Consider the following 22,648-nt stretch of genomic DNA (forward strand, 5'->3'; position numbering starts at 1 on the left):
GAAGGGGTGAGGCGAGGGTGCACGGGGTCGGGCCAGGATCGGTGTTCGGGGGCCGCTACGCGGTCACCCTCCGGATGTCCGAGGGCGCCCACCACGAACGCTGGCGGGCCAGCGACCACACCCTCGACCGCGAGGTCGTCCTCGTCTGCTTCCCCGCCGGCTCGCGGGTCGCGCCCGGTGCCCTCGACGCGGCCCGGCGTGCGGCCGGCATCGAGGACCCCCGTCTCGTCCGGGTCCTCGACGTCGGCTCCGACCACGGCATCGGGTTCATCGTCGAGGAGCCGTTGACCGGCGCCATCCCGATGACCCAGCTGCTCCGGAGCGGCGGCCTGCCACCCGAAGAGGTGCGTCGCCTCACCGGCGAGGCGGCGAGCGCCCTCGAGAAGGCGAGCCACCGCGGCCTGCACCACCTGGCCCTCACGCCGTGGGCCATCCTCCGGATGCCCGACGGCGGGGTCAAGGTGCGTGGCGTGGCCACCGAGGCCGCCCTCACCGAGGCGGACATCGTCTCCGACAAGCGGGCCTCGCGAGTCGACGCCATCGGCCTCGTCCGCATCACGTATGCCGGTCTCACCGCCAGGTGGCCGGCGCGGGCTCTCGACCGGGCCGGACTCGGTCCGGCGATCGGTCTCGAGCCGGCGCCCACCGTCATCGGCGGGTTCGCGGCGCCGTCCGAGATCGTCGCCGGGGTCCCCAACGACCTCGACATGATCTGCCGGCTGACCCTCAACAACGACCGGGGACCGATCTCCCCCGGCGACCTCGCCCTGCAGATCGCGCCGTGGCCGCCCGAGCCTCCCGTGTCCGACGGGGCGAGCGGCATCCGCCTGCCCCCCGCCCGAGACGACCAGCGTTCGACGCAGGTCCTTCCGGCCGTCGCGGGCCAGCCACGAGATCCTCGAAGCACCGCGGACTCCGGCCGGGTCCAGGTCGGACCCGACGGGCGCCCGGTCGGCCCGGGTCCGACTCCGGGAGCCGCAGGCGCGACCACGGCGGCCGCGGCCGGTGCCGCGGCGGGTGCTGCGGCGGGTGCTGCGGCCGGTATCGGCAGTCGCGTCGGTTCGTTCGCCCGGGCGGCCGCCGACCGTGCTGCGGCGCGAGCCGCCGAGCGCCGCTCCGCCAACGACGACTTCCCGGGCGAGGACATCCACCTCACCGAGGCTCTCGACGAGGCGCCGCCGACCCCGCTCGAGCCACCGGTTCCCGTCTTCGGCCACGGGGTCGAGGAACGCCCGTCCGGCACGCAGTCCCGGATCGCCCTCGCGATCGTCGGGGTTCTCGTCCTCATCGCCCTCGTCATCGGGATCAACAACGTCGCCAAGATCGGCACGCACGACGGGACCGTGGCGGGACAGGTGGCCTCGGCGAAGCCGAGCCGAACGACCACGACGCAACAGTCGAGCCCCTCGACCACCACCCAGGCGCCGACGACGACGGCGGAGACGCCCGCACCGACCACCCTGGCGATCGTCGGGGGAACGGGCTTCGACCCCCAGGACGACAACACCGAGGCCGACCAGCTCGTCAAGCTCGTCTACGACGGCGACCCATCCACCGGTTGGCGCTCGCGGTGGTACGGCTCGCCGACATACAACCGCCGCAAGGACGGCGTCGGGGTCATCCTCGACCTCAGCGCGCCGACGGCCATCAAGCAGGTGCAGCTCGTCCTTCCCGCCGCCCAAGATGTGATCGTCTACGCCGCGAACGCCGGCTCGCTCGACGGCGCCCAGCGGATCGGGTCGGTGACCGACGCCCAGGGCACCGTCACGATCAACGCCGACCAGCCGACGCAGCCGGCGACGAAGCTCATCGTCTGGGTCACGAAGCCGGCCCCCGCCGAGGCGCCCAACCACTACCGAGCGCAGATCAACGAAGTGACGGTGCGCTGACGTTGGACGGTGTTCGTGCCGTCCCGCTCGCCGACCTGAGCGACCGGGAGCTGCTCGAGGCCCACGTCGCGGGCGAGGCGCAGGCCTTCGGCGAGCTCTTCCGGCGGCACCGGGACCGGATGTGGGCCGTCGCGCTGCGAACGTGCCGCGACCCTGAGCTCGCCGCCGACGCCGTCCAGGACGGGTTCATCGCAGCCTTCCGCCGGGCGGACTCGTTCCGGGGCGATGCCGCCGTGACGACCTGGCTGCACCGGATCGTCGTCAACGCCTGCCTCGACCGGCTGCGTCGGCGACGGCCGACGAGCGAGCTTCCCGAGTACGAGCTCGGCGACCCGCACGACCACCACTCCTCGACCGAGGTCCGGCTCGACGTCCAGCAGGCCCTGGCCCGGCTCCCCGAGGGGCAGCGGGCGGCCCTCGTGCTCGTCGACATGCACGCGATCCCGGTCGCCGAGGCGGCCGAGATCCTCGGCGTGGCAGAGGGCACGATCAAGTCCCGGTGCGCCCGCGGCCGGGCCGCCCTCGCCAAGGAGCTCGGGCTCACTCCCGGTCGGCGCGCGGCGCACGAGGTCTGAACGCGTGGCCCGAAGCGCCGAAACAGCGGTCCCGATGGGAACCACGCCACGCCCGGGCTCGTCAGAGACCCGGCGACCGTCCTGCTCGGACCGCGCGCAGCTCGATCCCCGCACCACCCGACCCTCCTGACACACATCACCCGCTCCACCAGCACGCCCGGCGGTCTCGAACGGGGCCGACACCGCCACCGTCAGCCGACGCCAGCACGAAGGACAGACCCGTGGACCAGTCCGCGAACACCCCAGAGCCCGACGCCACCGACCCCAGGTCGACGCCCACCCCCGCTGCCGACGACCTCGACCACCACGAGCTCGAGGACGAAGGTCCGCTGCCCGATCTCGACCCGCTGAGCGAGGCCCGGGTCCGGGCCCTGCTCGCCGCCGCGTCGGACCCGGGACCGATGCCGGGTGATGTCGCCGCGCGGATCGAGGCCGCCCTGGCCGAGGAGGCACGGCTGCGCGTCGACCCCGCACCGACCCGGGCGATCGACCTCGACGACGCGGTCCTCATCCCCCTGATCCGCCGGCGCCAACGTCCTCGCCCCCTCCTCGCCGTCGCCGCCGCTGCCGCGGCGGCTGCTGTCGTCGCGGTCGGCGCCTCGGCCCTGCACCTGACGAAGCGGCCCAACGTCGCCGCGGCCCTCGGGGACACGACGATGACCGCGACCAGCCCCACCCCCACCGGTTCCGCCTCCCTCGGCGACAGGGGGGCGACCATCGGCACGCCGGGCCCCGTGCCGTCGAGCCTCCTGCCGACGGGCTCCGTGCCCGTGTCTCCCCTGCCCGGGCCGACGAACGCCAACCTGCACATCCAGGTGAGCGCCACGGCATACGACGCGGCGTCGCTGCCCACCCTGGCCCGACGGCTGGTGTCCCACCCCGTGCCGGCCCTGCCGCCGCTCGCCGCCGAGGCACCCCATCTGGGCCCGGTGGCCACCGAGACGGGCCTCACGTCCTGCCTCGGCGCGCTCGGAGTGCCGACGAACCAGCCGGTGCACGCCGACCTGGCCTTCTTCGACGGGCGGCCCGCCGTCGTCATCGTGTCCTCGTCCGCCTCGGGCGACACCGCGTACGTCGTCGGCCGGACCTGCTCGACGGGCGATGCGCACGTGCTCCACCCCGCCACACCGGTCCCCTGAACCACACCGACCACTCCATTCACACCATCCACCGGGCCCCGCCACCGGCCCGCCATGCGCGACGCGCCGGCGGGGGGCGGGGGAACAACGAGCACCTAGGATCGGTTGTGGCCTACGCGGGCCTCAGTCGGACGAAAGCCGACCATCCAGCCCGCAGCACCGCCCGTCCTGGCCAGTTCCAGCAACCGGGCACCGCACACGAGCGTTCTCGAGGAGCACCACGTATGTCCGACGTCCGCAACGTCATCATCATCGGCTCCGGCCCGGCCGGCTACACCGCCGCCGTGTACGCCGCCCGCGCCAACCTGGCGCCTCTCGTCTTCGAGGGCGCGGTCACGGCCGGCGGCGCCCTGATGAACACGACCGAGGTCGAGAACTTCCCGGGGTTCCGTGACGGCATCATGGGTCCGGACCTCATGGAGAACATGCGCGCCCAGGCCGAGCGCTTCGGTGCCGAGCTCGTCACCGACGACGTCACCGCGGTCTCCCTCGACGGCGACATCAAGACGGTCACCGATGGTGAGGGCACCGTCCACCGGGCCAGGGCGGTCATCCTCGCGATGGGCTCGGCCTACCGCGAGCTCGGCCTGCCCAACGAGAAGGAGCTCTCCGGCCACGGCGTGAGCTGGTGTGCGACGTGTGACGGCTTCTTCTTCCGCGACCAGGACATCGCGGTCGTGGGCGGCGGCGACTCGGCCATCGAGGAGGCGACCTTCCTGACGAAGTTCGCCCGCACGGTGACGATCATCCACCGCCGCGACGAGCTGCGCGCGAGCAAGATCATGGCCGACCGCGCGCTCTCCAACGACAAGATCCGCTTCGCCTGGAACTCCGAGGTGGCCGAGATCCACGGCGACGGCAAGCTCACCGGCGTGACCCTGCGCGACACGCAGACGGGCGAGACCCGCGCGCTCGCCGTCACCGGGCTCTTCGTCGCCATCGGGCACGACCCCCGCAACGAGCTGCTCCGCACGGGTGAGGCCGCCGAGGTCGCCCTCGACGAGGCCGGCTACGTCCTCGTCGACGGCCGCTCCACGCGCACCAACGTTCCCGGGGTCTTCGCCTGCGGCGACCTCGTCGACCACACGTACCGCCAGGCGATCACCGCTGCGGGATCCGGCTGCTCGGCCGCCCTCGACGCCGAGCACTACCTCGCCGCCCTCGTGGACACCTCCACCCCCACGGCCGCGGCGGCCGAGGCCCGCCGGATCGACGAGTCCGACCCCGTCGAGGAGCCCGCCGAGGGCGCCCTGTCCGCGGCGACCTCCGCCCTGTTCACGACCACCGTCGTCGGCAGGCACTCCTAGTCTCGGGGCACACCCGAAACTCACCGCGCCCCTGTCCCCCACCCCCCACCCGCGGCACGTGACGCGGCCCGCAACCCAGCGGCATACCGAAAAGGAACCTTCATGGCACTGAAGTCCACGACCGATGCGACCTTCGCCGACGACGTCCTCCTGAGCGAGAAGCCCGTCCTCGTCGACTTCTGGGCCACATGGTGCGGGCCGTGCCGCAAGGTCGCCCCGATCCTCGAGGAGATCGCCGCGCAGTACGGCGACAAGATCGAGGTCGTCAAGCTCGACACCGACGAGAACCAGCACACCGCCGCGCAGTACGGCGTGGTGTCGATCCCGACGCTCAACGTCTACGTCAAGGGCCAGGTCGTCAAGTCGATCATCGGCGCGCACCCCAAGCCCAAGCTGCTCCGTGAGCTCGAGGAGTTCATCGGCTGAGACGCCGTCCCCACGGCGATGCTCGTCGCCGTGCCCGGAATCGCCCCACGTGCCCTTTGCGGCCGTGGGGCGTCCGGCATGGGGCATCCTTGGAGGGGTCCGCACGGCGCCACCACCTCTGCGCGCCGGCCCGACCAGCACACCGATCGTCCGTAGCCATCCGCCCGACGAGGCGAGCGTGGCCCACATCCTTTCTGGAAGGGAGCCGCCGGTGACCCCCAGCTCTGTCATCGTGCTCCGCCGAGGCGACTCCGGGCCGGCTGTCGCCGCCGTCCGTGAGCGACTGCTCATCACGGGCGACCTCGAGCCCCACCACCAGCGCGACCTGCACCCGGGCCATGCGTCGGACCATGCGTCGGACCATGCGTCGGACCATGCGTCGAGTCACGCGTCGGACCAGGCGGAGAGGAACGGCTCCAACGGCACCGCCCCGCGCGACGTCTTCGACGAGCATGTCGAACGGGCCGTCAAGTCGTTCCAGCAACGTCGCGGGCTCATCGTCGACGGCCTCGTCGGACGCTCGACGTATGCCGTCCTCGACGGCGCGCGGTGGACGCTCGGTGACCGGGTGCTGCGCTTCGACCCCGGCCAGCACGTCGAGGGCGATGACGTCGCGGCCCTCCAGGCGCGCCTGCTCGAGCTCGGCTTCCGCCCGGGCAAGGTCGACGGCATCCACGGCCCCGAGACGGACGCGGCGCTGCGGTCCTTCCAGACGGCCGTCGGGCTGACCCCGGACGGCACGGTGGGACCCGAGACGATGCGCTCGTTCGCGGCGCTCCGGCGCTCGGTGAGCGGGGGGTCGGCCAACGCCCTGCGCGAGCGCGAGCATCTGCGCCGCAGCGGGTTCAACCTTGCCGGACGCACGATCGTCCTCGACCCGGGGCACGGTGGCGCCGAAACGGGGGCCATCGGCCCCCAGGGGATGGTCGAGGCCGAGCTCGCGCTCGAGCTGGCGCGCCACGTCGAGGGCCGCCTGTCGGCCCACGGCGTCAACGTCGTCTTCACCCGCACCTCCGGGACGGGCGGGAGCGACGAGGAGCGCGCCTCGTTCGCCAACTCCTGCAACGCCGACCTCGTCCTGTCCCTCCACACCGACCACACGGAGTCGGGCTCGGCACACGGGGTGGCGACCTTCTTCTACGGTCACACCGACCACGGCGGCTGGTCGACGATCGGCGAGCACTTCGCCGACCTGCTCCTGCGCGAGGTCGTCGCCCGCACCGGTCTCACGGACTGCCGGTCCCACCCGCGCACGTGGCCGCTCCTCCGCCGCACCCGCATGCCTGCGATCCGCCTCGACTTCGGCTACCTCAGCCATCTCGGCGACCGGACGGCCCTGGCCGACCCGCAGACCCTCGACCTCATCGCCGAGTCGGTCGTCGTCGCGCTCCAGCGCCTCTACCTCGGCGAGGCCGACCCCTCGATGACGGGCGTGCTCCGTCTCGACGACCTCCGTCGTCACCTCGAGGCGATGCGCGAGCACCAGATCGGCGTGGGCGACCGCACCGGGACCTGATGGCGGCCCGACCCACCGCTGTTCCGGCCGTCACTGTCGCGCGGAAACGACTGGATGCCGGCCGGGCCGAGCGTAGGGTCGAAGCATGGGGCTCGAGGTGCGAGGGGTCACCTACGCCTTCGGGGAGCGGGTCGCCCTCGACGAGGTGAGCTTCGACGTGACCCGCGGCGTGCTCACCGGGCTGCTCGGGCCCAACGGGGCCGGCAAGACCACCCTCATGCGCATCATGCTCGGGGTGCTGCCACCGGCCCGCGGGGAGGTCCTCTTCGACGGCCGTCCCGTCGACGACGAGGACCGCCGCCGCTGGGGCTACATGCCGCAGGAGCGTGGGCTCTACCCCGGCATGCCGGTGGGCGACCAGGTCGTGCACTTCGGGCGGCTGCACGGACTGTCGCGGCACGATGCGACGAGCAGGGCCCGCATCCTGCTCGAGGAGCTCGATCTCGCGGACCGGTGGAGCGGGCGCACGGACAAGCTCTCCGGGGGCATGCAGCAGCGCCTCCAGCTCGCCACGGCCCTCGTCCACGAACCCGAGGTGATCGTCCTCGACGAGCCGTTCAGCGGGCTCGACCCCGTTGCGGTGGCGAGCCTCTCCGGGACGCTGCGACAGCGGGCCCGAGCCGGGTGCACGCTGCTCTTCTCCAGCCACCAGCTCGACCTCGTGCAGGACCTGTGCGAGGAGATCGTCATGGTCGACCACGGGCGGACGGTGCTCGACGGGAGCGTCGCCGAGCTGCGGGCCTCGTCCGGTCGGCGCCAGCTCCGCCTGCACGTCGAGGCACCGAGCCGGGCCTGGTTGGGCGCCTTCCCGGAAGTCTCCGTGATCGACGACGAGGCCGACGACCTGCGCCTCGACGTCCCTCTCGGGACCGACCCGCTCGTCGTCCTCGACGCGGCGCGTCGGGCCGGCCGGGTCGTCGACTTCGGGCTCGAGCTTCCGACGCTGTCCCAGCTGTTCCTGGCAGCAGTCGTCGAGCCCGGTGTGGCCGGTTCCACCCGGCCTGATGGTTCCACCCGGCCTGATGGTTCCACCCGGCCTGGCGATTCCACCCAGCCTGCCGGTTCATCCGAGCCCGCAGGGAGGCGTCCATGACCGGCATGGGCGGGATGAGCGCCTGGTGGCGGGGCACCGCGCTCGTGGCCGAACGCGGGCTCGTGGAAAACGTCAGGTCTCGGACGTTCCGGATCGTGACCGGGCTGCTCCTCATCCTCTCGGTGGCTGCCGTGGTGGTGCCGCAACTGCTGAGCGGCGGCCCCACGACCTACACCCTCGCGACGGTCGGCACGGCCCCCACCACCCTGATGGCCACCATCGACGCGGCAGGGCGTGCCTCCGGCTTCACGGTCACCTACGTGTCCCGCCCCGACGACGCGGGGGTGCGGGCCGCGGTGGTCAACGGGGACGCCACCGTCGGGCTCTCCGGCGACTCGCTCTACACCTCGAGGACTGCCGGCGGGACCTTCCCCGTCGTCGTCGGCCAGTCGGTCGTCGCGCTCGAGACCTCGCGCAAGCTCCTCGGGGCGGGGCTGACTCCCGCCCAGATCGTCGACGTGATGTCGGTGCGCCCGCCGCGCCAGGTCACGGTCGCCAAGGTCTCGAGCGAGTCTCGGGCCGGCGTCGGCATCGCGGTGGGGATCGTGCTCTTCCTCGCGCTGACCTTCGCCGGGAACGCCATCGCCACGACGGTTGCCATGGAGAAGTCCACCCGGATCTCGGAGGTGCTCCTGGCGGTCCTCCGGCCGAGCCAGGTGCTGGTCGGGACGGTGGGCGCGGTCGGCACCGTCACCCTCATCCAGCTGTTCGTGCTCGCCGTGCCGCTCGCCGTCGCGGTGCGCGTCACCGACAACATCCAGCTGCCGCCCGTCGCGACCGCCGACCTGGCCCTCGCAATCGCCTGGTTCGTCCTCGGCTTCGTGCTCTACGCCTTCCTCTTCGCGGCGGCGGCCGCGCTCGTCGACAAGATCACCGAGGTCGGCTCGGCGATCATGCCGGTGACGATCGCGCTGACCGTCTCGTACCTGCTCGCCATCACCGTCGTGTCTGGCAACCCCGAGAGCCCGGGGGCCGTCGCCCTCTCGATATTCCCGTTCACGGCACCGCTCGCCATGCCGGTCCGGTGGGCGGCGGGCGACGTGCCGGCCTACCAGCTCGTCATCGCGATGGTGCTGACGGCCGCCACGTCGGTCCTGCTCGTCTGGCTCGCGTCGTCGATCTACCGGCGGGCCCTCGTCATCACCGGGCACCGCGTCAAGGTGAAGGAGCTCATCGGTGCCGGGAGCGGCGGCTGAGCGCCTCGCGGGCCCGGGTCGCGCCGTCGGGGTGCGTCTCGGGCGCGGGCCGGGCGCCCGGGATCCGGGCGATGGCCCGCGAGACGAACGCCGTGACCTCGTCCTTGACCGTGACGACCGTGCGCAGGTCGAGTCGCAGGCGTGGGTATGCCGGGTGGTCGCGCTCGACACGGAACCCGAGCTTCTCGAGGGGTGCGACCTCGAGGACGCACGCGTGCCTGGCGACCGCGAGCGGCCGGGCCGCGATGGCGTCGAGCGAGCGGGCCTGGTGGCGCAGGGCGTCCTTGGCCGCGGCCTGGACGAGGACCTTGCGCAGGCCGTTGCCGGAGACGGACGGCGAGGTCCATGCGGTGATGAGCATGAGGGTGGCCGGGTCGGAGGGGGCCGTCGGGAACGCTGCGAGACGGGGGACGAGCCGCGCAGGGGCGTGCAGGACGTAGCCGGCCGGCTCGCCGTCGACGTAGGCGACGTATCCGGGAGGTCCCCAGTCCTCGGTGACCTCGGCGACCCAGGCCGCGAGCGCCGCGCGCAACCGCTCCGGCTCGGCCGGCCGGTCGTGACCGTGATGGGGCCTGGTCTGCCAGAAGGTGCACGGTGCGCAGGGGGCGAGGAGGTCACCGACGTCGCCGGGAGTCAGCGGTCGCAGCTCACGCATGCCCTGCACCCGCCCCGTGTGACGCCATGGCCCCATTGTGTCGCTCGGGGCCGCCGCGCCAGCATCCGGGACCACGGTCAGGTCGTGCGGCAGGTTCGTGCGGCAGGTTCGTGCGGCAGGGCGCGAGTCCAGGGGCTAGGTTTGCAGGCGTGACGACTCCCGTCGAGAAGGCCACCGAGCTCCTCCGCCTGCACACCGATCCCGAGCTCCTCGTGCTCGTCAACGTCTGGGACGCCATCTCGGCCCGCGTCGTCGCCGACACGCCGGGAACCCGGGCCATCGCCACCGCGAGCCACTCGATCGCCGCGTGCCACGGGTATCCCGACGGCGAGCAGATCCCCCGCGACGAGATGATCGCCGCGGTCGGACGGGTCGCCGCCGCGGTCGACCTCCCCGTCACGGCCGACCTCGAGGCCGGATACGGCGACGCCGGTGAGACCGTGAGCCGCGCCATCGACGTCGGCGTGGTCGGAGCCAACCTCGAGGACCAGCTGCGGCCCTTGCCGGACGCGGTGCGCGCCGTCGAGGCTGCGGTCGCCGCAGGCGAGAGGGCCGGCGTCCCGTTCGTGCTCAACGCCCGCACCGACGCGTTCCTCAGGATGGGCGAGCTCGACCCGGAGATCGTCCTCGCCGACGCCATCGAGCGCGGCCGGGCCTACCTCGACGCCGGTGCGTCGACGTTCTTCGTGCCCGGCCTGCTCGACGAGCCGACCGTGACCCGCCTCGTCGAGGCTCTGGGGCCACAGCGGGTCAACGTCATCGGCGTGCCGGGCTCACTCCCCCTCGAGACCCTCCAGCGGCTCGGGGTGGCCCGGGTCTCCTTCGGGCCGTGGAGCCTCAACGTCGCCCTCACGGCGCTCGCGTCCTTCGCCGAGCGGGCCCATTCCGGCGGGGCACTCCCGGAGGGGACCCGCCGGCTCAGCTGAGCGGCATACGGGGCAGGCTCGACCCGCGTCCGGGACGGTCGCCGTCCCCGGCGCCACGCCCCACCGCGAACTAGGGTGAGTAGCATGAGCGAGCCGGGGACCTACGTCGAGCCGACCTTCAAGCGCGACACGAACTACATCGAGACCCGAATCACGGCCGACGGCCGCGACGGCTTCCCCGTCGAGGCCGGGCGCTACCGGCTCGTCGTGTCGCGGGCCTGTCCCTGGGCCAACCGCGCGATCATCGTGCGGCGGCTGCTCGGCCTCGAGGACGCCCTCTCGATAGGGATCTGCGGACCGACCCACGACCGGCGGAGCTGGACCTTCGATCTCGACCCGGGCCACGTCGACCCCGTCCTTCGGATCCCCCGGATCCAGGATGCCTACTTCGCGCGCGACCCGCAGTACGCCCGGGGGATCACGGTCCCCGCGATCGTCGATGTCCCGACCGGCGCCGTCGTCACGAACGACTTCAAGCAGATCACGATCGACCTCGAGACGGAGTGGGCCGCCTTCCACCGCGAGGGAGCCCCCGACCTCTACCCCGAGCACCTGCGCGCCGAGATCGAGGAGGTCTCCGAGCCGATCTACCGCTTCGTCAACAACGGCGTCTACCGGTGCGGCTTCGCGGGGACCCAGGCGGCCTACGACAAGGCCTACCTGCGGCTGTGGCGCCACCTCGACGTCCTCGAGGAGCACCTGTCGACCCGCCGCTACCTCGTCGGCGACCACATCACCGAGGCCGACATCCGGCTCTTCACGACGCTGGTCCGGTTCGACACGGTCTACCACGGCCACTTCAAGTGCAACCGCAACAAGCTCATCGAGCTGCCTGCGCTGTGGGCCTATGCCCGCGACCTGTTCCAGACGCCGGGCTTCGGCGACACCGTCGACTTCACCCACATCAAGGCCCACTACTACGTCGTCCACCGCGACGTGAACCCGACCGGGATCATCCCCGGCGGTCCCGACCTCACGAACTGGGCGGAGCCGCACGGACGCGAGTCGCTCGGCGGTTCGCCCTTCGGCGACGGCACGCCTCCCGGGCCGCCGCGCGAGGTCGTCCCCCCGGAGCACAACCCCGTCCTCGCGCTGCTCTGACGGAGACCCATCCCGTATGCCGCTGGGTTCCCTTGCGCTGCAAGGGAACCCAGCGTGCCTGGCCGGGGCGGTGGGTCGCTCGGCTGCGCGTCCTCAGCCGCGGTAGAACTCGGCGAGGACCGGGGCCAGGACCGCGGCCGGAACCTCGTGGAAGCCCCCCTCGAGCTCGACGGTACGGCCCTGGGGAAGGGCCTCGGCGACCACGGCCGGCGCGTCGTGGAGCCACGGCATGGCGGTGCCGCTGCTCGCGATCGTCAGCACGGGGGTCGTGACCGTGGCGAGGCGGTCGGCCGGGATGCGCTGGTCGTCGCCGCCGAGGCAGAGCCCGTCGTAACGGACCGTGGGAGTGAGCGCCATGAGCTCGTCCCAGAACGGCGTCCCCTTCATCGGCTCGAGCGTCTCCTCCGGCATGCCGACGATCTGGGTGTGGAAGTAGCGCATGATGCCCTCGCGGTCGCCGGCGGCCTCGAAGCGTTCCAGCGTGCCGATGTAGTCCTCCGGGAGGGGCGGGAAGGCCGGCGTGCGGTAGGGGACCTCCACGACCGACGCCCGCTCGACCGGGGCGCCGGCGGCGAGAGCCTCGAGGACGAGGGCGCCGCCCGAGGAGATCCCGTGCGCGAAGGCGCGCTCCCCGGGGGTGACCGCCTCGACGACAGCGGTCAGGTCCTCGACCTCGCGCTGGACGGCATACGGGCTCGTGTCGGTGCTGTCCCCGCGGCCGCGACGGTCGTACGTCACCCCGGTGAAGCCCCGCTCCCCGAGGGCCTGGGCGAGCTCGCGCAGCGCACCGCGGTCGCAGAAGGCGCCGCCCACGGTGACGACCGCCGGGCCGGTGCCGTAGGCCTCGTAGGCGATCGTCGTGCCGTCGGCCGAGGTGGTCGTCCGGACGTCGGCGGTCGTGTCGTGCTGGTCGTGCTGGATCGTGTCGTGCTGGATCGTGTCGTGCTCGGTGGTCATCGTCGTGCCTCTCGCTCGGGGGCCCGGTCGCGGGCCCGCTCACCCCTGCGTCGATCCGTGGTGTCCGACCTCGACACTCCGTTCCGACGAATTTCTCGCCCGCCTCCAGCGGGGCCTCCCGTCACGTTCGCTTGCGGGAGAAGACCTCCCTCTTGTCGTCCTCCGGGACGCTCGCCAGGTAGTCGAGGACCGCCTCCGAGAGGGCGGGCCAGGTCTTGTGCTCCTCGATCGGCACGACCGACGCGACGACCTGGTCGGCATGGACCTCGATGAGGTTCCAGGACTGTGGCCCGTCGACGGCCATGAGCAGCTCGCGGGGTGCGCCGACATCGTCGACGTAGCTGACGCCGCCCGCGACGAAGACCGGCACGGTCCCGAGCGTGCCGAAGCTCGTCACGTGGAGGTGCCCGCTGAGGATCCCGCGCACGTCCGTGCCTTCGATCGTGGCCCGGAGCCGGTCGACGTCGTCGAAGTCGAGCAGCTGCATGAGCGGAGAGCGGTACGCGATCGGCGCGTGGTGGATGACGAGGATCGTCCCGTGCTCGGCCGGTTCGGCGAGCTCGCGGGCGAGCCAGGCGTACTGCTCGTCGGAGAAGCCACCGTGGTGGTAGCCCGGCACCGCCGAGTCGAGGTCGATGACGCGCAGCCCGCGCACGACGGTCACGGTGTCCTGGGGCTGGTCGGTGTCGACCCCCCAGAGCCCCCGAGCCATGGGCCGTCGCTCGTCGTGGTTGCCTCCGGTGAGGACGAGCGCCGCCCCGAGACGGTCGATGACGGGGTCGACGATCTCACGGAGCAGTGCGTAGGCCTCGGGCTGCGCGGTGTCGGTGAGGTCACCGGAGATGACGAGGACGTCCACCCGCTCCCCCGACGCCTCGACGCGCGCCAGCGCCTGGCGCAGCTGGGCGGCCGTGTCGATGTGGCCGCCGAGGAGCCCGCCCACGAGCAGGTGCGGGTCGCTGAGGTGGGCGATGACGTGGGTCGGAGCCGGCCGGCTCCTGAACGTGGTCATGGCGCCAGCCTAGGCGCAGCCCGGGCTCCCGCCCTTCGTGGACCCCTCCCCGCCAAGGTGATTCGCAGGGCGTCTGCCGCGGGGCGCGGTCCACGCCCGACGTGCTCCCCGCGCCCAGCGGCATACCGGCTGAGGTCGAGAGGCCGGGCCGGCTGTCACCCGTCAGGCGATCGCGTCGACATCGGCGGCGAGCCCGTCGATGACGGCCACGGCCGCTCCGAGGTCGAGCTCGGCGCCTCGGGCGCGCTCCGCTTCGTACTCCTCATCGCCGAGCGCGGCGCGGACGGCCTCCACGTAGCTCTGCCCGTCGAGCGGGTCCATCGCCAGCGGGTCGTAACCCACCCGGCAACCGAGCTCGTTCATCGCTCCGAGGAGACGGGCCGCCGCGCGGGGCTGGTGGACCGCGGCAGCCGCTCCCGCTGCGGTCAGCAGGCCCGCGAGCGTCGAGGTGCGGTCGCCGTCGGCGAACGCTCCGTCGACGGACTCGGCGATCGCCGCCATCGCCTCGTCCCCGCGGCCGACGTCGATGAGGACCTTCGCGCGCACCCAGAGCGCCGACACCCAGGCCCAGCGGTGACCGGCCTCGAGCGCGATGACGGCGGAGCGGTCGAGGTGGGCGAGTGCGGCGTCACGGTCGCCCCCAGCCCGCGCGAACTGCCCCAGCGTCATCGCGATCTCGGCCTGGACCCACTCGACGCCCGAGCCCTCGGCGAGCGCCATCCACGCCTCGGGGTCGGGGGTGACCGTGTCGGGCCCGACTGCGCCGACCATGGCGTCGACGAAGCTGCGCAGGACGAGGGCCAGGGCAAGGCTGGCGTCGTCGTGACCCTCGGCGAGCCGTCGCATCTCGTCGGTCCGGGCCGCGATGACCGGGACGTCCCCGCCGAGGTAGGCGAGGAGGGCGTCGCCGAGCAGGGCGCGCAGCCGTGCGGATCGCTCCGGCGGGGGGAGAGCACCCGGGTCGGCGCGGTGGAGGTCGAGGGCGGCGGCGAGCCACTCCCGACCCTCGCGGACGTGACCACGGCGGTAGCACCACCATGAGACGCCGCCGGCGAGGCGCAGAGCGGTCAGTGCGTCCCCCGTGGCGAGGGTGTGGGCCATCGCGGCACGGATGTTCTCGTGCTCGGCATCGAGCCGGCGCCACCCGACGATCCCCTCGGCGCTGCGCAGCGTCGGCTCGATCCGGTCGACGAGGTCGGCGAGGAACGCCGCGTGACGGTCGTCGAGCCGTCGCTGACGGTCCTCGTCGAGCCGGTCGCGGGCGAACCACCGCAGCGTCTCGAGCATCCGGTAGCGCCCTGAGGCATGGTCGAGGACGACGAGCGACTTGGCGACGAGAGCCCGCAGGGCTGTCATCGTCGGTCCCCTGCCTGACGGCCGCCCGCCCGACGATGCCGTGCCCGACGATGCCGTGCCCGACGCGGGGTCCGCCTCGTCGTCGGTGACGGCGGTGAGCGCGTCGGCTGCGAAGCTGCCGTGGAAGACGGAGGCCGCCTCGAAGACGGCGGTCTCCCGCTCGCCGAGCAGGTCGACGCTCCACTGGACCGTCGCGGCCAGGGTGCGCTGGTGCGGCGGGGCCGTCCTGCGGCCCGACGAGAGCAGCTCGAAGCGGTCCTCGACCCTGGCCGCGACCTCGGCGAGGGGCAGCGTGGTCAGGCAGGCAGCTGCGAGCTCCACCGCGAGGGGGAGGCCGTCGAGGGCGGCACAGATCTCCTCGACCAGGGCGAGGTCGTCGGCCGTCGCGGCCGCCATCGAGGGAGCGGCGAGCGCGGCGCGGTCGAGGAAGAGCCGCACGGCGTCGCTCGACGCGCCGCTCACGTCCATCGGTCCGCACGGCAGCACAGCCTCACCGGGCAGGTCGAGGGGCTGGCGGGACGTCGCGAGGACCCGGAGTCCCGGGCAGCGGGTCAGGAGCGTCTCGACGGCTGTCGCCGCGCCGTCGACGACGTGCTCGCAGTTGTCGAGCACGAGCAGGACTGGACGGTCCGCGATGGACCGGGCGACCGCGTCGATGGGTCGGCCCGTCGTGACGCCGACGCCGAGCGAGACAGCGACGTGGTCGGCGACGGTCTCGGACGTGTCGATGCCCGCGAGCTCGACGAGGGCGACGCCCTGCGGGTTCACGAGGCCGCGCCGGACGACCTCGAGGGCGAGTCGGGTCTTGCCGCTCCCCCCGGGCCCGACGAGGGTGACGAGCCGGCCGTGCCCGAGCGCGCCGGCGACGGTCGTGAGGTCATGGTCCCGACCGACGAATCGCGTCGTCGGCGCGGGAATGCCATCCGGTCCGCCGTATGCCGCCTGGCCGGGCTGGTCGGGAATCCTGGCGTCGGGGACGGCGGAGGTGCCGGCCTCCGAACCGGCGCCGAGGCTCAGCTCCGGGTCCTGACGCAGCACCCTCTCGTGGAGTCGCTGGAGCTCCGGCCCCGGGTCGACTCCGAGCTCCTCGGCGAGGAGCCGGCGCACCGCGTCGTACGCCTGGAGCGCCTCGGCCTGCCGTCCGGACCGGTAGAGCGCGAGGATGAGTGAGGCGTGCAGTCCCTCGCGCAGCGGCTCCTCCCGCACCAGAGCCGAGAGGCTCTCGACGAGCTCCTCGTGGCGCCCGAGCGAGAGGTCGAGCTCCGCAGCGAGCTCGTGGGCCGAGACCTCGAGCCGGTCGAGGCGGCGCCGCTCCTCGACGACGAAGTCGCCCTCGACGTCTGCATACGGGACCCCGTGCCAGAGGGCGAGTGCGTCCGCGGCGGCGGCGCGAGCGGCATACGAATCCCCCTGGCGGGCAAGGTTTCTCGCCCGCGTGAGAAGACTCTCGAAGTTGAGAAAGTCCACGTCGTCGGTCGTGACGTCGAGGACGTAGCCGGGGTCCCGGGTCCGCAGGACGGTCCAGGCGCCGTCTGCGACACCCGGCTCCACGAGCCGCCGAAGACGGGAGATCGTCGACTGGACGGTCACCGCGTGGGAGGGCGGCGGAGCGTCCCCCCAGACACGGTCGACGAGCACGTCGCGCGGCACGACCCTTCCGGCATCGACGAGGAGCGCTGCCAGCACGGCACGCGCGCGTGGCGGGATGCCCTCGACCCGGGCTCCCGCGTGCCACACCTCCACCGGCCCGAGGACCCGAAACGCACTGCGACTCATCGGGATCGAGGATACGGAGCCTCGCGCCGGGCCGCCCACGATTTCCGTCCGTGGATCTGGGCACGTCATGCCATTGGACGTTCTGCGCGTCGCATGGTCGGGGGCCACAAGTCATCCGCAAGTCACCCGCAAGGGGTCCCGGCCACCGTGGTGTCAACACCCACAGGAACGACCGTCGGCCACACCGACCGAGAGGAAACGTCATGAGCACCACCACGAGCACCGACCCCGCCGGTACCGGCGCCGACGGAGCAGGCGACCGTGCCACGGTCATCGCCAAGGCGAGCCACCCGAGCCGACACGTGCCGAGCGACCGCCTCCCCCTCGACGAGCTCGCCACGCGGGTCACGGGCCGACTCGTCCGTCCCGAGGACGCGGCATACGACGACCTGACCCTGCCGTTCAACCTCGCCATCCCGGTTCGGCCGCTCGCCGTCGTCGAGGTTGCGACGCCCGAGGACGTGGTCGAGGCGGTCCGCTTCGCCGGTCGTCACGGCGTCGAGATCGGCGTCCAGGCGACCGGTCACGGCGCCCGGACCGTCGACGGCGCGATCCTCGTCCACACCAGCCGCCTCGACGAGCTGACCATCCACCCGGAGGGTTGGGCTCGCGTCGGCGCCGGGGTCCGCTGGCAGCGGGTCCTCGACGAGGCGGCCCTCCACGGCCTGGCCGCCCTCGCGGGCTCGGCACCCGGGGTCGGGGTCGTGGGCTACACGACGGGCGGTGGCTTCGGTCCCGTGGCCCGCACCCACGGGCTCGCCTCCGACCACGTCCGCGCCTTCGAGGTCGTGACGGGTGACGGCGTGCTGCGGCGGGCCACCGCCGACGAGCACCCCGACCTCTTCTGGGCGCTTCGCGGTGGCAAGGGGGCGCTCGGGATCGTCACGGCCGTCGAGTTCGACCTGCTGCCGATCTCGACGATCTACGGCGGGGCGATCTGGTTCGACGCGGCCGACACGGCCGACGTACTCGAGGCCTGGCGCACGTGGTCCGAGGGCCTGCCGTCCTCCGCAACGACCTCGGTCGCGATCAAGCAACTGCCGGACGTTCCGGAGCTGCCTGCGCCGATCGCCGGCCGGATGACGATCTCGGTGCGCTTCGCCTGGACGGGCGACGTCGAGGCCGGGCGTGAGGTGTTCGCACCGATGCGGTCGGTCGCGACCGCCCTCATCGACGGCGTCGACGTCATGCCGTATGCCGCCCTGGGCGCGATCCACATGGACCCGCCGCAGGGGATGCCCGCGACCGAGGCCCACGTGCTGCTCGACTCGCTGCCCCGTGAGGCCGTCGACGCTCTCGTCGCGCTGGTCGGCCCGGGCTCGGGGTCGCCGCAGGTCGTCGTCGAGGTCCGCCAGCTCGGTGGGGCGGTGGCGGCGGGGGCTGCGCTCGCCAGCGCGGTCAGCCACCGGACGGCGCCGTACAGCCTCTTCGCCGTCGGTGTCGGCCTGCCCGGGGTCGTCGAGCAGACGAGGGAGCACGCTGCCTGGATGCTCGAGGGGATGGCGCCGTGGAGCTCGGGCCGCAGGCTCGTGAACTTCACCCAGACCGAGACGCTCGAGGAGGTCAACGCGGTCTACGACCCGCAGACCCGTACCCGTCTGGCCCAGCTCGCGGCGTACTACGACCCCCACGGCATCATCTCCGCGGCGTGGCACCTGCGGGCCAGCCGTCGGGGCTGAGCCAGTCATCCCATCCCATGACGGTCCAGGAACCCGCCGGTCCCTGGTGCCGAGGTGGCACGTGGTGTCTCGAGTGACAGGTGTGTCGCCGGGCGTGCGGGGGGCACGCCCGGTGACGCCCGAGAGGTTTCCGGGCGTCGGCCGGTGTTTCACGTGAAACACCGGCCAGCGCGTGTTTCACGTGAAACACGCTGCGGTCGCGTGACTCGCGAGACCGTGCGGGCGCTGTCCGTCCTAGAGTGGCCAGAGCGGCCCGAGTGGTCCCAGGGACGGGAGGCGACAGGATGCCCATGCCACGATCGATCACGAGGCTCAACCGGTCGGTGCTCAACAAGGGGATGGTCCGGCTCACCGGCCATGGTCCCCTCGTCGAGATCCAGCACGTCGGGCGCCGCTCGGGGCGGGTGTACCGCACTCCGCTCATGGCGTTCCGGCGTGGCGACGTGGTGACGATCGCTCTCACCTATGGCCGGCACGTCGATTGGCTCGCCAACGTCCGGGCCGCCAAGGGCTGCCGGATGCGGATGGGCCACCGGCAGTTGACCCTGGGGGCGCCGTCATCCCTGACGCGCGAGGTGGGCCTCTCGCGGATGCCTCTTCTACCGCGGATGCTGCTCCCGATCCTGCGGTGTGAGGACTACGTCGAGCTGCCGCTGATCGCGGACGTGCCTTTCACCGGCTGGTCGTGAGGGGCGGCTGGTCCTGAGGGGCGGCTGCTCCCCCGCGACCCCGTCTGGCCCGCAGCGCGGCGCCCGCAAAGGCGAGGCCCCAGGCGATGACAGCCAGACCGCCGCCCCGTCCCACGCTCCCGACCAGATCGGGATAGACGAAGCAGACCACGCCGAACCAGACCGAGGCCGCAGCCGGGGGCAGCGATGCGGTCCTCCACCCGGGCGCGCCAGCCGCCCCCGCCAGGACCGCCGTCCCCGCCGAGCCGGCAAGGGCGAGCCCGAAGGCTGCCTGCATCGGCAGGTGCATCAGGCCCCACGTCTCGTCATCGAGGATGCCGGAGCGCGCGGCCGAGATCATGTGGGCCGCATACGTCGCCGCCGTCACCGTTGCCAGGGCGACGAGGCCGACCAGCCAGGGATCGGCCCCGCGGACGGACAGTCCCCAGCCGGGGCGAGCGGACCGAGCGGCCCACAGGGCGGGCGCCACCGTCACGAGCAGGATCGCGGCGACGAGCATCTGCCCTGCGGCCGACGCCATCGCTCCGGTCAGGAGGATGGCCCCCGCGACGGCGACCACCTGCTGGGGGAACACCCGCCAGCGGGGTCGCACGACCCACAGCATCAGCGGCAGGACCACGAGCACGGTGAAGAGCAGTCCCCAGCCCGTCTCCAGCAGGTAGTGCTCGTGGAACCGCTCGTCCTGGAGGGGGACGACGAGGAGATCGACGATCCCGAAGAAGCCCACTCCCCACGCCAGCGCCGCGAGCATCGTGAGGATGCGCGCCACCACGTGCCGTTGGGGAGCGACCTCGTCGAAGGGCTCGTCCAGGTGCTGGTCCACGTGCTCGTTGGAGGCTCCGTCGTTGCGGTGCGCCGAGCTCATGCGCCCCCTCCGCGCTGGGCCACCGGGCAGGACAGGGCGAGGATCGAGGACTCTGTGACAGGGCACGTAGCCCTGGCGCGTGGCGACATGTCGGCCATTATCGGCACGGAGAAGGACCCGTCGGGTCGGTTCAGTGAATCCGGGGAGGCGTCCTTAGTGGCGGACCTGGCAGGCCGGGCACCAGTAGAGTGTCCGTCCCGCGATCTGTCCCTCCTGGACCGGGTTCGCGCACCGATGGCACGGCTCGCCCGTCCGCTTGTACACGTGGAAGCGCCGCTCGAAATGGGTGCCGAGACGTTCCCCCGTGAGCTGCCGGCTGATCTCGTCGGCGCGACCGTCCGACACGAGGTGCTCGGCCTCGGCCAGCTGGTCGTCCATCGTGAGGATCTGGGAGAACACCATCCCCAGCGGGAGGAGGTGCACGAGATCCGCCCAGATCTCCGCCCACGCCTGCGCACCCAGGGCCGACCCGGGGGTGAACGGGTCGACCGCGTGCCGCCACAGCACCTCGCACCGGTAGACGTTGCCGACACCAGCGACGACCGACCGGTCCATGAGCAGCTCGGCGATCGTCTTGCCGCTCCGCCGGATTCGTGCGGCAGCGTGGTCTGCGTCGGCTGCCGGCTCGATCGGGTCAGGACCGAGCCTGGCCTCGATGCCTTCGCGCCTCTCGTCGTCGATGAGCGCACAGATCATCGGTCCTCGCAGGTCGGCGACGTGCTCCTCCCCCACGAGCCGCAGTCGCACCGTGGGCACGGGCGTCGTGAGCGGCATACGGCTCAAGGGGAGGACGGGGAAGACGCCGATGAGTCCGAGGTGCACGTGAAGCGTGCGGTCTCCGATGACGACGACGAGGTGCTTGCCGCGGGCCTGGGCGCTCTCGAGGACCAGGCCGTCGATCTGGGCCGCGTCGGCGGCGAAGCGCCCTTGGGGGCTGGAGGCCGCGACCGGTCGGCTCACGAAGGCCCGCTCGAGACGGCGGGCGAGCGCGTGGATCGTGTGACCCTCAGGCACGGGCAGCCCCTGCGCCCACGCGCTTCGTCAGCGCTGGTCCTCCAGGCCCATGATCCCGAGGATCCGGCGCAGGTCCTCCATCGACGCGAACTCGACGGTGATCTTGCCCTTGCGCTGACCGAGCGCGATGTTGACGCGCGTCTCGAGGTGGTCGGCAAGCCCGGACGTGAAGTGGTCGAGCTGCGGGTGCCGGCTTCCGGCGCGCGGGCGCCGGGGCTTGACGGGAGTCCCGGCCTCGCCGAGGGCAACGAGCTCCTCGACGGTCCGGACCGACAGCCCCTCGGCGACGATCCGCTGGGCCATCCGCTCCATGGCCGCCCCGTCGCTGAGTCCGAGCAGGGCACGGGCGTGCCCGGCGCTCAGCACGCCCGCAGCGACGCGCCGCTGGACGAGCGGGGGGAGCTTGAGCAGGCGGAGCGTGTTGGAGATCTGGGGACGGGACCGACCGATGCGGCCCGCGAGCTCCTCATGGGAGCACCCGAAGTCGGTGAGCAGCTGCTGGTATGCCGCCGCCTCCTCGAGAGGGTTGAGCTGGCTTCGGTGGAGGTTCTCCAGGAGAGCATCCCGCAGGAGGTCGTCGTCGTGCGTCTCCTTGATGATGGCTGGGACGACGTCGAGGCCGGCCACCTCGGAGGCACGCCACCGCCGCTCACCCATGATCAGCTCGTAGCGCTTGCCGTCGGCCTCCTCGAGCTGCTCGACAGGGATGCGCCGGACGACGACCGGCTGGAGGACGCCGATCTCCTTGATCGAGTGGACGAGCTCGGCCAGCTCGTCCTCGTCGAAGACCGTGCGCGGCTGCTTCGGGTTGGGCCGGATCGCGGAGATCTCGATCTCGGCGAACTCCGCGCCGGGGACGGGGGCGAGCTCCGTGTCGCCGGCGACGGCCGGCTCTGCACGTCCCGCCGGGGCGCCGGGCTCGGCATCCCCGGGCGCCGCACGGGGTCCGACGTTCGTGTCCGTTGGAGTGGCTTCGCCCGGGGCGCCTCCGCCGGGGACCGCCTGCTTCTGCTCGGCGAAGAACACGTCGACGGGTCGGCCGCCGGTGCCCGCCGGTGCACTCGGGATCAGGGCCCCCAGGCCTCGGCCCAGTGCTCGACGCTTCTCCGCCATGGTCAACCCCTCAAACTGAAGGACGCGGCCATCGCGTCCGGCGCCCAGTCTATGCGCCCGGCACGGCCAACCGTTTCACGTGAAACGGGAGGGGTCGGGCGGTTCTCGCCGTGCCGCACCCTTGAGCGTTTCACGTGAAACCGCTCGGGGGCAGGCTCCCTCGCGGAACCGTGTTTCACGTGAAACACCGCGGCCGTGGCGTCGCGGGCGAGATTCCTTTGGGCGAGGTCCGTGCACCCACTGATCGGCGTGGAACCTCCCAGGAGCAGGCTTCTCACGGACTTGGTGTTTCACGTGAAACGGGACCGGCGCCTCGTGGCGGCCGGTCCCGTTGTCACGCTGTCCCAGCCTCTCGCAGCAGCTG

General features: G+C 72.5%; 19 protein-coding genes. 12 read left to right on the forward strand and 7 right to left on the reverse strand.

All coding sequences use genetic code 11. From position 1 onward, the window contains the following. The first annotated feature begins 41 nt into the window (after window positions 1–41). The 8 genes from N865_RS13605 to N865_RS13640 all read left to right on the forward strand — a co-directional run bounded on the left by N865_RS13605 (window position 42) and on the right by N865_RS13640 (window position 9,141). The gene (locus N865_RS13605) at window positions 42–1,889 is read left to right on the forward strand and encodes a protein kinase family protein (RefSeq protein ID WP_034806952.1); all 1,848 of its coding nucleotides are present in this window, start codon (window positions 42–44) and stop codon (window positions 1,887–1,889) included. Between the two features lie 2 nt (window positions 1,890–1,891). Next, on the forward strand, window positions 1,892–2,464 hold the full coding sequence (sigM, locus tag N865_RS13610; protein WP_034806953.1) for an RNA polymerase sigma factor SigM: 573 nt from the start codon (window positions 1,892–1,894) through the stop codon (window positions 2,462–2,464). Window positions 2,465–2,685: 221 nt separating this feature from the next. After that, a complete protein-coding gene (locus N865_RS13615; RefSeq protein ID WP_034806955.1) occupies window positions 2,686–3,603 on the forward strand; it encodes a hypothetical protein in 918 nt (305 codons plus the stop codon). A 224-nt stretch (window positions 3,604–3,827) separates the two neighbouring features. Further along, on the forward strand, window positions 3,828–4,910 hold the full coding sequence (gene trxB, locus N865_RS13620) for a thioredoxin-disulfide reductase (RefSeq protein ID WP_084328224.1): 1,083 nt from the start codon (window positions 3,828–3,830) through the stop codon (window positions 4,908–4,910). A gap of 102 nt (window positions 4,911–5,012) precedes the next feature. Next, window positions 5,013–5,336: a thioredoxin gene (trxA, locus tag N865_RS13625; protein WP_034806957.1), complete on the forward strand. Its 324-nt coding sequence runs from the start codon at window positions 5,013–5,015 to the stop codon at window positions 5,334–5,336. 211 nt (window positions 5,337–5,547) lie between these two features. Further along, a complete protein-coding gene (locus N865_RS13630) occupies window positions 5,548–6,852 on the forward strand; it encodes an N-acetylmuramoyl-L-alanine amidase (protein WP_034806959.1) in 1,305 nt (434 codons plus the stop codon). A gap of 85 nt (window positions 6,853–6,937) precedes the next feature. Beyond that, the gene (locus tag N865_RS13635; RefSeq protein ID WP_084328225.1) at window positions 6,938–7,945 is read left to right on the forward strand and encodes an ABC transporter ATP-binding protein; all 1,008 of its coding nucleotides are present in this window, start codon (window positions 6,938–6,940) and stop codon (window positions 7,943–7,945) included. After that, window positions 7,942–9,141 (forward strand): ABC transporter permease, encoded by a 1,200-nt coding sequence (locus N865_RS13640; RefSeq protein WP_034806961.1) that lies wholly within the window; start codon window positions 7,942–7,944, stop codon window positions 9,139–9,141. Before N865_RS13635 ends, N865_RS13640 begins: the two co-directional genes overlap by 4 nt. Here N865_RS13640 and N865_RS13645 read toward each other — a convergent pair. Further along, the gene (locus tag N865_RS13645; protein WP_034807006.1) at window positions 9,116–9,796 is read right to left on the reverse strand and encodes a GNAT family N-acetyltransferase; all 681 of its coding nucleotides are present in this window, start codon (window positions 9,794–9,796) and stop codon (window positions 9,116–9,118) included. The genes N865_RS13640 and N865_RS13645 overlap by 26 nt on opposite strands. A 149-nt stretch (window positions 9,797–9,945) precedes the next feature. On the opposite strand from N865_RS13645, the gene N865_RS13650 reads away from it, so the two are divergent. Next, on the forward strand, window positions 9,946–10,722 hold the full coding sequence (locus N865_RS13650; protein WP_034806962.1) for an isocitrate lyase/PEP mutase family protein: 777 nt from the start codon (window positions 9,946–9,948) through the stop codon (window positions 10,720–10,722). Window positions 10,723–10,806: 84 nt separating this feature from the next. Continuing rightward, entirely contained in the window at window positions 10,807–11,823 is a 1,017-nt protein-coding gene (locus tag N865_RS13655) for a glutathione S-transferase family protein (RefSeq protein WP_034806964.1), read from the forward strand. 93 nt (window positions 11,824–11,916) lie between these two features. Here N865_RS13655 and N865_RS13660 read toward each other — a convergent pair whose 3' ends face one another. The 3 genes from N865_RS13660 to N865_RS13670 all read right to left on the reverse strand — a co-directional run bounded on the left by N865_RS13660 (window position 11,917) and on the right by N865_RS13670 (window position 16,924). Continuing rightward, window positions 11,917–12,780 (reverse strand): alpha/beta fold hydrolase, encoded by an 864-nt coding sequence (locus N865_RS13660; protein WP_051510570.1) that lies wholly within the window; start codon window positions 12,778–12,780, stop codon window positions 11,917–11,919. Between the two features lie 121 nt (window positions 12,781–12,901). Beyond that, window positions 12,902–13,792, reverse strand: coding sequence for a metallophosphoesterase family protein (locus N865_RS13665; protein WP_034806966.1), 891 nt, complete (start codon window positions 13,790–13,792; stop codon window positions 12,902–12,904). 162 nt (window positions 13,793–13,954) lie between these two features. Continuing rightward, the gene (locus N865_RS13670) at window positions 13,955–16,924 is read right to left on the reverse strand and encodes an AfsR/SARP family transcriptional regulator (RefSeq protein ID WP_169735748.1); all 2,970 of its coding nucleotides are present in this window, start codon (window positions 16,922–16,924) and stop codon (window positions 13,955–13,957) included. A 203-nt stretch (window positions 16,925–17,127) separates the two neighbouring features. Here N865_RS13670 and N865_RS13675 point away from each other — a divergent pair, with 203 nt between their 5' ends. Further along, window positions 17,128–18,603, forward strand: a complete 1,476-nt coding sequence (locus N865_RS13675; RefSeq protein ID WP_084328227.1) for an FAD-binding oxidoreductase — start codon at window positions 17,128–17,130, stop codon at window positions 18,601–18,603. A gap of 290 nt (window positions 18,604–18,893) precedes the next feature. Further along, window positions 18,894–19,292: a nitroreductase family deazaflavin-dependent oxidoreductase gene (locus N865_RS13680; protein WP_245603761.1), complete on the forward strand. Its 399-nt coding sequence runs from the start codon at window positions 18,894–18,896 to the stop codon at window positions 19,290–19,292. On the opposite strand, the gene N865_RS13685 is transcribed toward N865_RS13680, so the two are convergent. The 3 genes from N865_RS13685 to N865_RS13695 form a co-directional block, all read right to left on the reverse strand. Continuing rightward, the gene (locus N865_RS13685; protein ID WP_034806971.1) at window positions 19,276–20,157 is read right to left on the reverse strand and encodes a hypothetical protein; all 882 of its coding nucleotides are present in this window, start codon (window positions 20,155–20,157) and stop codon (window positions 19,276–19,278) included. The genes N865_RS13680 and N865_RS13685 overlap by 17 nt on opposite strands. Before the next feature lie 153 nt (window positions 20,158–20,310). After that, a complete protein-coding gene (locus N865_RS13690) occupies window positions 20,311–21,171 on the reverse strand; it encodes an Fpg/Nei family DNA glycosylase (protein WP_034806973.1) in 861 nt (286 codons plus the stop codon). A 27-nt stretch (window positions 21,172–21,198) separates the two neighbouring features. Continuing rightward, window positions 21,199–22,284, reverse strand: a complete 1,086-nt coding sequence (locus tag N865_RS13695) for a ParB/RepB/Spo0J family partition protein (protein WP_034806975.1) — start codon at window positions 22,282–22,284, stop codon at window positions 21,199–21,201. Window positions 22,285–22,648: the final 364 nt, after the last annotated feature.

Source organism: Intrasporangium oryzae NRRL B-24470 (assembly GCF_000576595.1).
GTDB classification, from domain to species: domain Bacteria; phylum Actinomycetota; class Actinomycetes; order Actinomycetales; family Dermatophilaceae; genus Intrasporangium_C; species Intrasporangium_C oryzae.

Excerpts from the sequence above, each read along its gene's own strand:
- trxB (WP_084328224.1), top strand. The coding sequence starts at position 3,828 with ATGTCCGACGTCCGCAACGTCATCATCATCGGCTCCGGCCCGGCCGGC.
- trxA (WP_034806957.1), top strand. The coding sequence starts at position 5,013 with ATGGCACTGAAGTCCACGACCGATGCGACCTTCGCCGACGACGTCCTC.
- N865_RS13635 (WP_084328225.1), top strand. The coding sequence starts at position 6,938 with ATGGGGCTCGAGGTGCGAGGGGTCACCTACGCCTTCGGGGAGCGGGTC.
- N865_RS13640 (WP_034806961.1), top strand. The coding sequence starts at position 7,942 with ATGACCGGCATGGGCGGGATGAGCGCCTGGTGGCGGGGCACCGCGCTC.
- N865_RS13645 (WP_034807006.1), bottom strand. The coding sequence starts at position 9,796 with ATGCGTGAGCTGCGACCGCTGACTCCCGGCGACGTCGGTGACCTCCTC.
- N865_RS13655 (WP_034806964.1), top strand. The coding sequence starts at position 10,807 with ATGAGCGAGCCGGGGACCTACGTCGAGCCGACCTTCAAGCGCGACACG.
- N865_RS13660 (WP_051510570.1), bottom strand. The coding sequence starts at position 12,780 with ATGACCACCGAGCACGACACGATCCAGCACGACACGATCCAGCACGAC.
- N865_RS13665 (WP_034806966.1), bottom strand. The coding sequence starts at position 13,792 with ATGACCACGTTCAGGAGCCGGCCGGCTCCGACCCACGTCATCGCCCAC.
- N865_RS13670 (WP_169735748.1), bottom strand. The coding sequence starts at position 16,924 with ATGAGTCGCAGTGCGTTTCGGGTCCTCGGGCCGGTGGAGGTGTGGCAC.
- N865_RS13675 (WP_084328227.1), top strand. The coding sequence starts at position 17,128 with ATGAGCACCACCACGAGCACCGACCCCGCCGGTACCGGCGCCGACGGA.
- N865_RS13680 (WP_245603761.1), top strand. The coding sequence starts at position 18,894 with ATGCCACGATCGATCACGAGGCTCAACCGGTCGGTGCTCAACAAGGGG.
- N865_RS13685 (WP_034806971.1), bottom strand. The coding sequence starts at position 20,157 with ATGAGCTCGGCGCACCGCAACGACGGAGCCTCCAACGAGCACGTGGAC.
- N865_RS13695 (WP_034806975.1), bottom strand. The coding sequence starts at position 22,284 with ATGGCGGAGAAGCGTCGAGCACTGGGCCGAGGCCTGGGGGCCCTGATC.